Source organism: Bradyrhizobium sp. USDA 3315, from assembly GCF_054056795.1.
This window is the reverse complement of record NZ_JBSRYP010000001.1, coordinates 6749243-6764082: the sequence shown is the minus strand read 5'-3', so window position 1 is coordinate 6764082 and position 14840 is coordinate 6749243. Positions and strand designations below refer to the sequence as shown.

The following is a 14840-nucleotide window of genomic DNA, read 5'->3' as shown; positions in this document are numbered from 1 at the left end:
ACGCGGCAGACCGTAGTTTCAGGCAGCCTCCTGCTCGCGTTCCGCGAGCGCCCTCTCGATCCGGCGGACCAGCACCGCCGTCGGACGCCCCTCGCGCTGCAGCCGGCGGACCTCGTTCCACAGCCTGATGATTTCGCGGTCTCGCTCGTCGTCCATGGCAGCACTCTCCCGGAGCGCGCTACTATGAACGAAACGAGAACGAAACTCAAGACCGCGAGATGCCGTCAAGACGCTGTCGCTGGTGCAGGAACGAGAGCGACGCGGCGCGATTGGTTCCTTCATGAAAATGGCCAAGGCAATTCGCAGGCAGGCGCAGACCGCGGAGCGGGTTGCATTGACGACGGCCGACGCACTTGTCGCCAACCAGATGCGCTCCCTCGCCCGCGCCTTCAGGAGCCAGGCCGATATCCTGAAGAAGAAAGAGAAGAAAAAGAAGAAGTGAGACTCGCCTCGGTCGGCTCAGGATAGCCATCACCCGGCGTGTCGACCTCGACCACATCGATCCGCGACGTGGACCTGCCCTTGCGTAGCTCTTCGTAGGACGTCTCCGCGCTCAGGCAGAACAGCGTCCTGCGGTCCGCGTCTCCGAGCGCGCAGGCAAGCGCGCGGCGACCGGACACCGTGATGCGCTCACGCTCCACGCCAGTGCGATCGATCCGGACAAAAGCATCTTCCGTGAAGGACGCGACCCAGGTCGCCCCGTCGGCATCGAGGCAGATGCCGTCGGGATCGTTGATGCTGCCGAACCGCCCGCGCAGGGTCAGGCCGCCGTCCGGCGCGATGTCGTATTCGGCGAGACCTGCGCCATCCATTTCGGCAACGACGAGCCGGCGATGGTCGGAGGAGACGGCAATGCCGTTGGGAAACCGCAAGCCTTCCGCGACGACGCGGGCACTGCCGTCGGGCATCACGAGGATGATCCGGCCGACCGCACCGCGGCGCTCCGGCGGCGGCAGGTCGAAGCCGAGATCGCCGACATAGGCGCGTCCCTGCCCGTCGATGATCATGTCGTCGATCGTGCCGGTCGCGACCTCGGAGAGATCGGCATAGAGCGACAGCGCTCCATCGGAAAACCGCAGCAGCCGCTTCCTGAACATCGTCAGCACGACGATGTCGCCATCAGGCAGGACGCCGAGACCACACGGCGTGTCGTCGGTCAGCGCAGCATGCTCCTGCAACTCGCCCGACGAGCTGATGCTCAGAAGCGCCCGCGCCATGCAATCGACGAACCAGAGCCGCCCGCGATGCCAGCGCGGGCCTTCGAAATAGCGGCCGCCGTCGAGGATCGTTCTGAGGCGCGCCGTCATGATGCACCGGTTCGAGAAAAGTGATGTTGCAGTGACATCGTCAGCCCCCACGTGCGCTCGCTACGACGATACAACTCAGGCGGAACCGGTCAAAGCACGGTGCTGCCTGTCCGTTTTCACCCGTAATAATCCCGGTTCCAGCGGGTTCCACACGCCATATTCCATATTTCGCCGCGTTTTCCCTGTTGAGTTGCAGCTGCATTAAGACTCGAGAATCGAGGGTAGTGATAATCTGCGGCGGTTGTGCCGCCGTATGACGCGTTCTGTTGTGCCTCATGGTTTCTCAGGGGGGACCAGGGAATGAACCGTTGCCTACGTCCGCTGGCGTGCTTCGCCACCGCCGCCGCGCTCGCGCTGCTTCCGGTCCAGGCGACCGCCAAGCCGCATCACCAGCACCAGGCCAAGAGCGGCCACGGGGACAAGAAGGCGCATGGCGGCAAGGCCGCGCGCGAGAGCACCTCCGGCAAGCGGCGGCACGCCAGACATGGCGCCGACAAACGTAAATCCGCGAAGGCCAAATCCGATCCTTCCAAATCCGCTGAGAAGGCGCCCGAGCCGGAGAAGCCCGCAGGGCCGCAATTGTCGGGCGATCTCGCCACGATCAGGGATGCGATCCTCGCCGCGCGCAGAGGCAAGACCAGCGATGCGACCGACATCCAGGCCAGGATCACCGACCCGGTCGGGCGAAAACTCGTCGAGTGGTATCTGCTGCGCCACTCGGAATCGAGCGCGCCGTTCAGCCGCTATGCGGCATTCGTGACGGCCAATCCGGACTGGCCAAGCGTCACGCTGTTGCGCAAGCGCGCCGAAGCGCGGATCTGGCAGGAGCGCAGCGATCCGGCCACGGTGCACGGCTTCACCCTCGATCAGCCGATCAGCGGCAAGGGCAAGTTCGCGCTCGCCCGCACGCTGCTGGCTGAAGGCGACCGCGACGGCGCCACCCGGCTGGTGCGCGAAGCCTGGCGCTCGGAGGAGCTGTCCGATCGCACCGAGAGCGACGCCTATGATGCGTTCAAGGACCTGCTGACGCGCGACGACCATCGGGCGCGCATGGACAAGCGGATCGGCGCCAAGGATCTCGCCGGCGCGAGGCGCGCGGCACAGCGGCTCGGCAGCAACGATCTGGCGATCGTGAAAGCCTGCGGCGCGGTCCGCGGACAATCCAGCAAGGCAGAGGACACGCTCAACGATGTGCCGGCCGATGCCCGCCGCGATCTCGGCTACACGCTGTGCCGAATTCAATGGCTGCTTGCGAAGAACAAGGTCGACGAAGCGGCGCGCGTGACGATCGCGGCTGAGCCGGAGACGATGGCGCAGCAGGACACCGACCAGTGGTGGCGCGAGCGCCGCATCCTCTCCCGCAAGCTGCTCGACCAGGGCGAGTACCAGGCGGCCTATGACGTGATCCGGCCCGCGGCGGCGCCGGACAATCCTTATTACCGCTCCGACATGCACTTCATGCGCGGCTGGATCGCGCTGCGTTATCTCAACGACGCCAAGGCCGCCGCGGCGCACTTCGCGCATATCGATGAGGGCCAGACCAACCCGACCGTGCTGGCGCGCGCCGCCTATTGGCGTGGCCGCGCCGCAGAGGCACTCGGCAATTCCGCGGCGATGCGGGCCGATTACCAGGCCGCCGCGCGCTACCCGACGGCCTATTACGGTCAGCTCGCGCTGGCCAAGCTCGGCCGTGATGGTGGCGTCGAGCTGCGCGCGCCCTCGCCGGCCGCCAGCGCCGGCAGCATGGCGGCGGATGAGCGCGTCCGCGCCGCCGATATGCTCTATGCGATCGGCGAGCCTGACATCGTGCTCTATTTCGCCGCCGACCTCGCCGAGGAAAGCACCGATGTCGGGATGCTCGAGGCGCTCGGCGAGCTGACCGGCCGCCGCAACGATGCCCGCGCCATGCTGCAGATCGGCAAGATCGCACTCGCGCGCGGCTTTGCCTTCGACCATTACGCTTTCCCCGTGATCGGCATTCCCAAGCACATGCCGATCGCGCCAGATATCGGGCGCAGCATGACCTACTCGATCGCGCGTACCGAAAGCGCGTTCGACCAGCGCGACAAGTCAGCGGCCAACGCCGTCGGCCTGATGCAGGTGACGCCGGAAGCTGGTCGTGACACCGCCAAGCGCTTCGGCGTCAGCTATGACTGGAGCCGGATGGTGTCCGATCCCGTCTACAACACCCAGATGGGCGCAGCCGAGCTCAGCGCGTTGCTGTCGGAATATCGCAACTGCCACATCATGACCTTTGCCGGCTACAACGCCGGCCGCGGCCGCGTCCGCGACTGGATCAAGGCCTACGGCGACCCGCGCGATCCCAAGGTCGATCCAGTCGACTGGGTGGAGCGGATCCCGATCTCCGAGACGCGCAACTACGTGCAGCGCGTGATGGAGAATTTCGCGGTCTACCGGGCGCGGTTCGAGGATGCCGACACGGCAGTGGCCAAGAACGGCGAGCGCGTCGTAACGCAGGAGAGCAACGCGGCGCCGGCTGAGGCAATGCCGTCGCAATAACGTCGTCCCGGCCTAGCGCGCAATTGCGCGCGGCCGGGATGACAAGTTTCAATCCACCTTCACGTTGGCGGCCTTGATCATCGGCCACCATTTGGCGATTTCCGCCTTCTGCCAGGCACCGAGCGCATCCGGCGTGAGCTGATCCTTCGGCGGCATCTGCAAGCCCAAATTCTCGAGCTGCTTCTGCACGGCCGGATCGGCCATCGCCTCGACCGCAGCGGCGTTGAGCTTGGCCACGATCTCCTTCGGGGTACCCTTCGGCACCCAGAGGCCGGACCACAGCGTCATGTGGAAGCCCGGCAGGCCGGCCTCGTCGACCGTCGCGACGTCGGGCGCATTCGCGACCCGCTTGGAATCGGTGACCGCATAGGCGCGGATATTGCCGGCGCGGACCTGGTTGATCGAGTTCGAGGTCTGGTCGACGATGATGTCGATCTGACCGGCGACGAGGTCGTTCAGCGCCGGCCCGGTGCCGCGATACGGCACATATTGCAGCTTGATGCCGGAAACGTTCTCGAAATAGAGCCCGGCGATATGGCTGCCGCTGCCGGCGCCGGCGGTGCCCGCGGTCGGCGGCGCCGGCCGCGACTTCAGCCACTCCAGCAATTCCTTCAGCGATTTCGCCGGCACGGCGTTCTTGCTGACGATGATCATCGGGTTGCTCGGCAGCAGCACCACCGGCTCGAGATCGGTGACGAGGTCGTAGCCGAGCTTGTAGATCGCGCCGTTGGCGACATGGGTGCCGAGATGGCCGAACGAGATGGTGTAGCCGTCGGGCGCCGAGCGCACCGCACGGCCGACGCCGATCGAGCCGCCGGCACCGGTCACGTTCTCGATCAGCAGCACCTCACCGAGCGACTGCTTCATGCGCTCGCCGAGGATGCGTGCCATCGCATCCGAAGGACCGCCGGCGGCAAACGGCACCACGATGGTGATCGGGTGCGTCGGATAGGTTTCCGCGGAAACGTTCCCCGTTAACGCCAACATCGCCAACACGGCCAGAACCAGCTTCCGCATCACGCTCTCCCTCAATTTTCTTGTTTCCAATTATTTTTGAAGGGCCACCTCTCGACAAGATGGCCCTTCGGATGAGGCGTCAGAACTGCGAGAAGTCGATCGGCTTGTGCCGGTCGAGCGTGCGGGTGATCGGCGGCAGCGGGTATTTCAGGCCGCTGGCGCAGTTGAACAGCATCACGCGGTCGGTCTTGCTGACACGGCCGTCGGCGAGGCTCTCCTTGTAGGCGGCGTAGGTCGCGGCGCCCTCGGGGCACAGCAACAGCCCCTCCTCGCGCGCGACCTCATTGAGGGCGGCGCTGATCTTGTCGTCATCGACGGCGATCGCAAAACCCTTGCTCTCGCGCACCGCGCGCAGGATGAGGAAGTCGCCGATCGCCTGGGGCACGCGGATGCCCGAGGCGATGGTGTGGGCGTCCTCCCAGCGCGCGGCGTGCTCGGTGCCGGCCTCATAGGCCCGCACCATCGGCGCGCAGCCGGAGGCCTGCACCGCGACCATGCGCGGGCGCTTGCTTCCGATGAAGCCGATCTTCTCGAGCTCGTCGAACGCCTTCCACATGCCGATCAGGCCGGTGCCGCCGCCGGTCGGGTAGAAGATCACGTCGGGCACGTCCCAGCCGAGCTGCTCGGCAAGTTCAAGCCCCATCGTCTTCTTGCCCTCGATCCGGTACGGCTCCTTCAGGGTCGAGGTATCGAACCAGCCGACCTTCGCCTTGCCCTCGCCGACGATCTTGCCGCAGTCATCGATATAGCCGTTGACGCGATAAACGGTGGCGCCCTGCAGCTCGATCTCGCTGACATTCACCTCCGGCGTATCGGCCGGGCAGAAGATCGTGGTCTTGATGCCGCAGGAGGTCGCATAGGCCGCCAGCGCCGCGCCGGCATTGCCGTTGGTCGGCATCGCCATGTGCTTGATGCCGAGCGCCTTGCCCATCGACACCGCCATCACCAGGCCGCGTGCCTTGAACGAGCCGGTCGGCAGCCGGCCTTCATCTTTCACAATGATCTCGCCGCCGCCAAGCTTGGCGCCGAGCCGCGGCAGCCGGATCAGCGGCGTCGTGACCTCGCCGAGGCTGACGATATCCTTGCATTTGCGCACCGGCAGCAGCTCGCGGTAGCGCCACAAATCGGCGGGACGCTGCGCCAGGGCGTCCTTCGTCAGCGCCTTCTTCACCCCGGCAAGGTCATAGCGCACCAGCAGCGGCTTGCCGGCCTTGGAGAGGTTGTGCACCTGGTCGGCGGGATAATGATCGCCCTCCATCGCGCATTCGAGATGGGTGACGAAAGTCGGGCGTTCGATGGTGAGGTTGTCGTTGTCTTTCACTGGCTCTGTTCTTTCTCAGGCTTCTTGCGTCAACGGCTCTTTCCGCTTGTCATCGCCGGGCTTGACCCGGCGATCCATCTTGCAAAAAAGCTTTCGCTTGATGGATACGCGGGTCAAGCCCGCGCATGACGAGCTGAATTCGGCCACTCAAATATTCAGCACCCGCCCGTAGGCGTCGAGCACCGCTTCCTTCATCATTTCCGACAAGGTCGGATGCGGGAACACGGTGTGCATCAGTTCCTCTTCCGTGGTCTCCAGATTCATCGCCACGACGTAGCCCTGGATCAGCTCGGTGACCTCGGCGCCGATCATGTGTGCGCCGAGCAGCTGGCCGGTCTTCTTGTCGAAGATCACCTTGACGAGGCCCTGGTCCTCGCCGAGCGCGATCGCCTTGCCGTTGCCGACGAACGGGAAGCGGCCGACCCGGATCTCGCGGCCGTCTTCCTTGGCCTTGGCCTCGGTGAGGCCGACGGAGGCGACCTGCGGGTTGCAGTAGGTGCAGCCCGGGATCATCAGCTTGTCCATCGGATGCGGATGCAGGCCCTTGATCGCCTCGATGCAGATCACGCCCTCATGCTCGGCCTTGTGCGCGAGCATCGGCGGTCCCGCGACGTCGCCGATCGCATAGATGCCGGGAACGTTGGTCTTGCCGAGGCCGTCGATCACGATGCAGCCGCGATCGGTTTTGACGCCAAGCTTCTCCAGCCCGAGATTCTCGATATTGCCGACCACGCCGACCGCCGAAATCACGCGCTCGAACTCCACCGCTTGCGGCTTCTCCTTGCCGTCGTCGATGGTCGCAACCACGCTGTCGGCCTTCTTCTCGAGCTTTGTCACCTTGGTCGAGGTGAGTATCTTGATCCCCATCTTCTCAAACCGCTTGCGGGCGAGCCCTGCGATTTCCGCATCCTCGACCGGGAGAATCTGCGGCAGCACCTCGACCACGGTGACGTCGGCGCCCATGGTGTGGAAGAACGAGGCGAACTCGATGCCGATCGCGCCGGAGCCGACCACCAGCAGCGACTTCGGCATCCGCTCCGGCACCATCGCCTCGAAATAGGTCCAGATCAGCTTCTTGTCGGGCTCGAGCCCGGGCAGCACGCGCGGCCGCGCGCCGGTCGCCACGATGATGTGCTTGGCCTGATAGCTGCCCTCGCCGCTGGCGCCCTTCGGCGCCTCGACCGCCGACTTCTTCACCGTGATCTTGCCGGGCGCGTCGATCGTGGCCTCGCCCCAGATCACCGTGACCTTGTTCTTCTTCATCAGGAAGCCGACGCCGTCATTGAGGCGCTTCGAGACGCCGCGCGAGCGCTGCACCACCGCCTTCGGATCGAACGAGACATTGTCGGCCGACAACCCGTAATCCTTGGCGTGCTGCATGTAGTGATAGATCTCGGCGGAGCGCAGCAGCGCCTTGGTCGGAATGCAGCCCCAGTTCAGGCAGATGCCGCCGAGATAGGATTTCTCGACGATCGCGGTCTTGAAACCGAGCTGCGCGGCACGGATCGCGGTCACGTAGCCGCCGGGGCCGGAGCCGATGATGATGACGTCAAAGGATGTGTCGGCCATGGCGGCTCCCGTTCAACTCAACGTGTGACGCCGCGGGCGCGGCTTCTTGCGATCAATGACCTGACCAGCCATTCGAGCCCGATCACCACGGCCATGATGGCCAGGGCCGTCAGCACGATCGGCTGGGCGATGTTCCGCGCCAGCTGTTCGCCGGCGAAGAACGCGGAGTGCAGAAGATCCAATCCGACCGGATTGAGCACCAGTGCGGCCGACAGCAACAGCGAGATCCAGAGCCAGCGCGTGCAAGCCGTGCCGGCCATTCATCCGTACTCCCGCCATACCGCACCGAGGAACACGGACCACGCCAGCGCCAGCACCGCGGCGCCGATCATCATGATCCTGAACTGGATCGTCGATATCAGGTCGCGGTTGACCGCGACGAGCAACGCGACGGCGATAGCGGCGAGCAGGACGTACGGACCGACGATCGCGTACATGGCGGATGCCCGTCACACCATCATCATCACGGGGTTTTCGATCAGCTGCTTGAAGGCACCGATCAGCTCGGCGCCTAGCGCGCCGTCGATCGCGCGGTGATCGCACGACAGGGTCACGCTCATCATGTGCGCGATCTCGATCTTGCCGCCGCGCACCACCGGACGCTCCTCCGAAGTGCCGACCGCGAGGATCGAGGCGTGCGGCGGGTTGATCACGGCGGTGAAGTGGTTGATGCCGTACATGCCGAGGTTGGAGACCGCGGTGGTGCCGCCCTGATATTCCTCCGGCTTCAGCTTGCGGGCGCGGGCGCGGGCGGCGAAATCCTTCATCTCGTTGGAGATGGTCGAGAGCGTCTTGGTCTCGGCCTTGCGGATGATCGGCGTGATCAGGCCGCCCGGCATCGCCACCGCGACGCCGACGTCGGAATGCTTGTGCTTGAGCATGCCGCCTTCGGTCCAGCTGACGTTGCAGTTCGGAATCTTCTGCAGCGCGACCGCCATCGCCTTGATGACGAAGTCGTTGACCGAGATCTTGTAGAGCGGCTTCTTCTCCTTGTCCTTCGGCGCTGCGGCGTTGATCTCCTCGCGCGCGGCGAGCAGCTTGCCGATGTCGCAGTCGATGGTGAGGTAGAAGTGCGGGACGTTCTGCACCGAGGCGGTGAGACGCTGCGCGATGGTGCGGCGCATGCCGTCATGCGGCACCACCTCGTAGGAGCCCGGCTCGAACAGCGCGAGGATCTGCTTGTCCGACATTGACGGCGCGATGCTCGGTCCCGCGGCGGGCGCTGCCGCCGGCGCCTTCAGGCCTTTGCCGGACTTGGCCTCGTCGACGTCGCGCGCGATGACCCGGCCATGCGGGCCGGTGCCGGTGATGCGGGTAAGATCGATGCCGGCTTCCTTTGCCAGCCGGCGCGCCAGGGGCGATGAGAACACCCGGGCGTGGCCGTTAGCCTGCGCGGCCGGTGCAGCAGCCTGAGGCGCCGCTGCCGGCGCTGGCGCTGCGGCCGGCTTCGGCGCAGGCGCCGCCGCCGGTGCGGGAGCCGCCGCAGGCGCGGCCTGGGCGGCGGGCTTCGGCGCCTCGGCGGGTTTAGCGGCCGGTGCGGCACCCGCTCCGGCGCTGGCTGCCGCCTTCACATCCTCCCCGTCGCCGGCCATGACGGCGATGACGTCGTTGACCGGCACGTCCTGCGTGCCCTCCGGCACCAGGATCTTGGCGATCGTGCCTTCATCGACCGCCTCGACTTCCATCGTCGCCTTGTCGGTCTCGATCTCCGCGATCACGTCGCCGGACTTGACCTTGTCGCCCTCTTTCTTGAGCCACTTGGCGAGGTTGCCCTTTTCCATCGTCGGCGACAGCGCGGGCATGAGAATATTGATCGGCATTGTCAGTGACCTTGTTGCGACCGCGGTTTGGTTTGGCCCATGTCGGTCGGCCGGGCGATTTCGGCTTCGAACATCTCGACGATGCGCGCGAGCGCCTCGTCCTCGGTGTATTCGCTCTCGCGCGCATAGGCGCGCGCGGCATGGCGGGCGATGTCGACCAGCATCAGCCCCCACATGTCCGGCTCCTCGAAAGCGCGCTGGAACGCGATCGACAGGCCGCCATCGACGACGAAGGCGCGCAGCACTTCAATGGCATCGTCGCGGCCCATCACGTCAGGGGGCAGCGGCTGCTCCTTGGGACCGGTCATCGGCGTTACCGGTAGGATACGGCCTTGGCGGCGGCGACCACCTCGGCGACGGAGGGCAGAGCAAGCTTTTCAAGGTTGGCGGCATAAGGCATCGGCACGTCCTTGCCGGAGACGCGCGCCACCGGCGCGTCGAGATAGTCGAAGGCGTGCTCCATGATGCGCGCGGCGACCTCGGAGCCGACGCCGCTCTGCTGCCAGCCCTCCTCGACCGTCACCGCGCGGCCGGTCTTCTTCACCGAGTTGATGATGGTCTCGGTATCCATCGGACGGATGGTGCGGAGATCGACGACCTCGGCCTCGATACCTTCCTTGGCGAGTTCGTCGGCAGCCTTCAGCGCATAGGACATGCCCATCGCCCAGGAGACGATGGTGACGTCCTTGCCGGCGCGGGCAATCCGCGCCTTGCCGATCGGCACCACGAAATCAGCCAGCTTCGGCACCTCACCGGTGTGGCCGTACAGCACCTCGTTCTCGAGGAAGATCACCGGATTGGGATCGCGGATCGCGGCCTTGAGCAGGCCCTTGTAATCGGCGGCCGAATACGGCGCGATCACCTTGAGGCCCGGGATCTGCGAGTACCACGCCGCATAGTCCTGGCTGTGCTGCGCGGCGACACGCGCGGCGGCGCCGTTCGGGCCGCGGAACACGATCGAGCATCCCATCTGGCCGCCGGACATATAGAGCGTCTTGGCGGCGGAGTTGATGATCTGGTCGATCGCCTGCATGGCGAAGTTGAAGGTCATGAACTCGACGATCGGCTTCAAGCCCGCCATCGCCGCGCCGACGCCGACGCCGGCAAAGCCGTGCTCGGTGATCGGCGTGTCGATCACGCGGCGGGCGCCGAATTCCTGCAACAGGCCCTGTGTCACCTTGTAGGCGCCCTGATATTCCGCGACCTCCTCGCCCATGATGAAGACGTCGCCGTCGCGGCGCATCTCCTCGGCCATCGCATCGCGCAGCGCCTCGCGAATGGTCTGCGTGACCATCTCGGTCCCCGCGGGGATTTCCGGATCAGGCAGTGGCTCGGTCGCGGGCGCGGCCGGCGCCTTCGCCGCGGGCTGCGGCGCTTCCGCCTTGGCTTCGGCAGGCGCGGCCTCGGCGGCCTTCGGCTGCGGCGCCGGTGCCGCCGGCGCCTTGGCGAGGTCGGCGGCGCTTTCGCCGTCGACGAGAATGGTGGCGATCGGCGTGTTCACCGCAACGTCCGCGGTGCCTTCCGGAATCAGGATCTTGCCGAGCGTGCCCTCGTCGGTTGCCTCGACCTCCATCGTCGCCTTGTCGGTCTCGATCTCGGCGATGACGTCACCGGACTTGATGGTCTCGCCTTCCTTTTTCAGCCATTTGGCGAGGTTGCCCTTCTCCATGGTGGGCGACAGCGCAGGCATCAGCACTTGAATGGGCATATCGGCTCCCGAAATCGGTCTTGAAATTCGTCTGCGCGGGTGGGGTCAGCGGTAGATGTCGGTGTAGAGCTCGGCTGGATCCGGCTCCGGATCGTGCTGCGCGAAGTCGGCGGCCTCGTTGACGATCTCGCGCACCTGGGCGTCGATCGCCTTGAGGTCCTGCTCGCTGGCGCCCGAGGCCAGCAAGCGATTGCGCACCTGCTCGATCGGGTCCTGGTCGTGACGCACCTTCTCGACCTCCTCGCGCGTGCGGTACTTCGCCGGATCGGACATCGAGTGGCCGCGGTAGCGGTAGGTCTGCATCTCCAGAATCATCGGACCGTTGCCGCCGCGGCACCAGGCCACGGCCTCATCGGCGGCGGCCTTGACGGCGCGCACGTCCATGCCGTCGACCTGCCTGCCCGGAATGTTGAAGGAGGCGCCGCGCTTGGAGAAGTCCTGCTGGGCCGATGCGCGCGACACCGAGGTGCCCATCGCATAGCGGTTGTTCTCGATCACGTAGATCACCGGCAGCTTCCACAGCTCCGCCATGTTGAAGCTTTCATAGACCTGGCCCTGGTTGGCCGCGCCGTCGCCGAAATAGGTCACGCTGACGTTATCGTTGCCGCGATAGCGGTTGGCGAACGCAAGGCCGGTGCCGAGCGAGACCTGCGCGCCCACGATTCCGTGACCGCCATAAAAGTGCTTCTCCTTGCTGAACATGTGCATGGAGCCGCCCTTGCCGCGGGAATAGCCGCCGCGGCGTCCGGTCAATTCGGCCATCACGCCCTTGGCTTCCATGTCGCAGGCCAGCATGTGGCCGTGGTCCCGGTAGCCGGTTATGACCTCGTCGCCCGGCTTCAGCGCCATCTGCATGCCGACCACGACCGCTTCCTGGCCGATATAGAGATGGCAGAAACCGCCGATCGCACCCATGCCGTAGAGTTGACCGGCCTTCTCCTCGAAGCGCCGGATCAGGAGCATGTCCCGCAGTGCCTTGAGCTCCTGCTCCTTGGTGAATTCGGGGGGAGAGCCGGCCTTCTCCTGCCCTGATTCTTTTGCGACGCTTTTCTTGGGTGCGGCCATGGCAATTCCGGGTGAGAGAAGTCGGAGAACCCTCTCTAACCCAACTCAAATCGCCTTGGAAGGATTGCGTTCGCCCGATGGAATTTTGCTATGCCGCACTGCAGCGCAGCGCGACATTTTTGTGATAGCGCGCGAATGATTTTGAAATTTGAGAACGCGTCGTCAGTTACTTGTTGATCCGAACGAGGTCACGCGGATTGGCGTAGTCGAGCTGGAAGCGCGCGCGCTCGTCCAACATGTCGGGATCGACCCGGTCCGACCGCAGCAGCGACACCCGCTGCTCGCCCTCGGCCCGCTCCTTCTTCAGCCGCGCCAGCTCGGAGGTCAGCGCGATGATCTCCTGATCGAGCTCCTGCCGCGCGTTCAAGCCGTATTTGCCGGTGTAGGCGTTGACGCCGAAATAGCCGACCATCAGCGCCGCCAGCGTATAGAGGGCGAGCCCGGTCAGAATCGATTTGAGGCGTGTGCGGGAAACCATGGCCGCGAGCATGCGGCCATGGGGTTAACGAACGCTGAACCAGAGCGTTTTCGAGCGAAGTGGGTACCGGTTCGCGTGAGGAAAACGCGTCAAAACATGTTCAGAGCCCGTTCCGATTCAATCGGAACGGGGCTCTTGCTCAGCGGTTCTGCTTTTCGATAAAGGCCGCGAAAGCATCGAGATACTGCTGCAGCACGCCCTTGAGCGACTCCTTGGTCAGTTCGCCGTTGTCGTCGAAGGCATCGCCGACGCCGTTGAGATAGGCTTCCGGCTGACCGAGGATCGGGCCGGAAATGCCCGGCAGGATGTTTTGCAGGTGCTTCACTGCGTTGACGCCGCCGAGCGGTCCGGGCGAATTGCCGATGATGCCGATCGGCTTGCCGATGAACGAGCTCTTGCCGTAGGGCCGCGAGGCGACGTCGATGGCGTTCTTCAGCACGCCCGGGATCGAGCGGTTGTATTCGGGGGTCACGAACAGCACGCCGTTCGACTTCTGCAGCTTCTCGCGGAAGGCAAGCCAGTCCGCCGGCGGCGCAGCCTCGAGGTCCTGGTTGAAGAAGGAAATTTCCTGAAGCGTCGTCACATCGAGCTTCAGCGACGCCGGTGCAAGCTTGGCCAGCGCATTGGCGATCTTGAGCGAGAAGCTCTGTTTGCGGATGCTGCCGACAATGGTGACGATGTTATAGGCCATAGCAAATTCCCCTCGGATTGCGCGTGAAACTGGTGCCCCTCACCTACCGGCGCACCAAGAAAGATGCAAGTGCATGGATCGTCCAATTCCGGAAACGCAGCGTTTCGCGGAATTGGTCTATGCAAAGCAAAAAGGCCGCCCCCATCGGGACGGCCCCTGCGTTTCGATCCTCAGCCCTTGTTCGGGTTGATCAGGAATTTCTCGCCGGTCGAGCGCTTGTTGTAGACGGCGATGTTGTCGAGCTGCAGGGTCTCCTGCAACGAGACCACCTTGGTGTAGTGACTGGCGAAAGTCGTCTTCAGTTCGGCCACCACGCGCTGGCGCAGCTTGTTGCCGGCCTCCGGACCGATCTTCATCAGGAACGGGAACAGCAGCCAGCCGCCGACGCCCCAGGCCATGCCGAAGCCGCGCGGCAATTCGATCGAGCGGGTGTCGAGGCTGCCATAGACATAGACCTGCTTGTGCACATTCGAGCCGTAGCGGCTGTAGGCCTTGGCGGTCTTGTTGATCGCGGTCTCCATCGCGACCAGGATCTGGCCCGCGAGCTTGCCGCCGCCGATCGCATCGAAAGCGATAGTGGCGCCGGTTTCCACCAGCGCGCCGGTGAGCTTGTCCATGAAATCGGGCGCGGAGGAATCGACGACGTGTTTGGCGCCGATCTTGTGCAGGATGTCCGCCTGCTCCTTGTTGCGCACGATGTTGACGAGGCCGATGCCGTCCTTGAGACAGATCTTGTTGAGCATCTGGCCGAGATTGGACGCCGCCGCGGTGTGCACCAGCGCCTTGTGCCCCTCGCGCCGCATCGTCTCGGTCATGCCGAGCGCGGTCAGCGGATTGACGAAGCAGGACGCGCCTTCCGCCGGCGTGGTGCCGTCGGGCAGCGGCAGGCATTCGTTGACGCGCAGCGTGCGGTATTGCGCATACATCGCGCCACCGATCATCGCGACCGTGCGGCCCATCAGCGCTTTCGCCGCATCCGATGAACCGGTCCTGATCACGACGCCGGCACCTTCATTGCCGACCGGCATGGACTCATCGAGCCGTGCGGCGAGGCCCGGCAATGCCGCTTCCGGCACGCGCGCAGCCACCACAGGCAATTCCTTGCTGCCGGAGACCTTGGCGGCCGACATGTCGGCCGGGCCGATCAAAAGACCGAGGTCGGACGGATTGATCGGGGTCGCCTCGACCCGGACCACGACCTCGTCGGGGCCGGGCTCGGGGGTCGGGACATTGACCAGCGATATCTCGAGCTCGCCATTCTTCTTGAGCAGCGAACGCAGTTGCAGACCGCTCTTGCCATCGCTCATCCCGACCTCCCTTTTGCGTTTTGTTGGATCCCGTTCA

15 protein-coding genes are annotated in these 14840 nt (G+C 65.0%); 1 reads left to right on the top strand and 14 read right to left on the bottom strand.

The genetic code is table 11. From position 1 onward, the window contains the following. Window positions 1-18: 18 nt before the first annotated feature. Window positions 19-156, bottom strand: coding sequence for a hypothetical protein (locus tag ACVIYL_RS31715; RefSeq protein WP_456780478.1), 138 nt, complete (start codon window positions 154-156; stop codon window positions 19-21). Window positions 157-389: 233 nt separating this feature from the next. Next, a complete protein-coding gene (locus ACVIYL_RS31710; protein WP_456780477.1) occupies window positions 390-1307 on the bottom strand; it encodes an SMP-30/gluconolactonase/LRE family protein in 918 nt (305 codons plus the stop codon). A gap of 300 nt (window positions 1308-1607) precedes the next feature. Here ACVIYL_RS31710 and ACVIYL_RS31705 point away from each other — a divergent pair, with 300 nt between their 5' ends. Continuing rightward, entirely contained in the window at window positions 1608-3827 is a 2220-nt protein-coding gene (locus tag ACVIYL_RS31705) for a lytic transglycosylase domain-containing protein (RefSeq protein ID WP_456780476.1), read from the top strand. A gap of 48 nt (window positions 3828-3875) precedes the next feature. On the opposite strand, the gene ACVIYL_RS31700 is transcribed toward ACVIYL_RS31705, so the two are convergent. The 12 genes from ACVIYL_RS31700 to ACVIYL_RS31645 all read right to left on the bottom strand — a co-directional run bounded on the left by ACVIYL_RS31700 (window position 3876) and on the right by ACVIYL_RS31645 (window position 14803). Continuing rightward, window positions 3876-4844: a tripartite tricarboxylate transporter substrate binding protein BugD gene (locus ACVIYL_RS31700; RefSeq protein WP_456780475.1), complete on the bottom strand. Its 969-nt coding sequence runs from the start codon at window positions 4842-4844 to the stop codon at window positions 3876-3878. Between the two features lie 79 nt (window positions 4845-4923). After that, entirely contained in the window at window positions 4924-6165 is a 1242-nt protein-coding gene (locus ACVIYL_RS31695) for a threonine synthase (protein ID WP_057016596.1), read from the bottom strand. A gap of 147 nt (window positions 6166-6312) precedes the next feature. Further along, entirely contained in the window at window positions 6313-7734 is a 1422-nt protein-coding gene (lpdA, locus tag ACVIYL_RS31690; RefSeq protein WP_076825475.1) for a dihydrolipoyl dehydrogenase, read from the bottom strand. Window positions 7735-7751: 17 nt separating this feature from the next. Further along, the gene (locus tag ACVIYL_RS31685) at window positions 7752-7994 is read right to left on the bottom strand and encodes a hypothetical protein (RefSeq protein WP_456780474.1); all 243 of its coding nucleotides are present in this window, start codon (window positions 7992-7994) and stop codon (window positions 7752-7754) included. Continuing rightward, complete coding sequence (locus ACVIYL_RS31680) at window positions 7995-8171, bottom strand: hypothetical protein (RefSeq protein WP_168858567.1); 177 nt, start codon at window positions 8169-8171, stop codon at window positions 7995-7997. A 12-nt stretch (window positions 8172-8183) separates the two neighbouring features. Continuing rightward, window positions 8184-9554 (bottom strand): pyruvate dehydrogenase complex dihydrolipoamide acetyltransferase, encoded by a 1371-nt coding sequence (locus ACVIYL_RS31675; protein WP_456780473.1) that lies wholly within the window; start codon window positions 9552-9554, stop codon window positions 8184-8186. A 2-nt stretch (window positions 9555-9556) separates the two neighbouring features. Next, the gene (locus tag ACVIYL_RS31670; RefSeq protein WP_456780472.1) at window positions 9557-9862 is read right to left on the bottom strand and encodes a DUF5076 domain-containing protein; all 306 of its coding nucleotides are present in this window, start codon (window positions 9860-9862) and stop codon (window positions 9557-9559) included. Between the two features lie 5 nt (window positions 9863-9867). Continuing rightward, entirely contained in the window at window positions 9868-11262 is a 1395-nt protein-coding gene (locus ACVIYL_RS31665; protein WP_028334064.1) for a pyruvate dehydrogenase complex E1 component subunit beta, read from the bottom strand. A 45-nt stretch (window positions 11263-11307) separates the two neighbouring features. Beyond that, window positions 11308-12327, bottom strand: coding sequence for a pyruvate dehydrogenase (acetyl-transferring) E1 component subunit alpha (gene pdhA, locus ACVIYL_RS31660; RefSeq protein ID WP_092083877.1), 1020 nt, complete (start codon window positions 12325-12327; stop codon window positions 11308-11310). A 166-nt stretch (window positions 12328-12493) separates the two neighbouring features. Continuing rightward, the gene (locus ACVIYL_RS31655) at window positions 12494-12805 is read right to left on the bottom strand and encodes an FtsB family cell division protein (protein WP_028334062.1); all 312 of its coding nucleotides are present in this window, start codon (window positions 12803-12805) and stop codon (window positions 12494-12496) included. A gap of 139 nt (window positions 12806-12944) precedes the next feature. Further along, entirely contained in the window at window positions 12945-13496 is a 552-nt protein-coding gene (locus tag ACVIYL_RS31650; RefSeq protein WP_212057694.1) for an NADPH-dependent FMN reductase, read from the bottom strand. Window positions 13497-13666: 170 nt separating this feature from the next. Further along, on the bottom strand, window positions 13667-14803 hold the full coding sequence (locus tag ACVIYL_RS31645) for a zinc-binding dehydrogenase (RefSeq protein WP_456780471.1): 1137 nt from the start codon (window positions 14801-14803) through the stop codon (window positions 13667-13669). Between the last annotated feature and the right edge of the window lie 37 nt (window positions 14804-14840).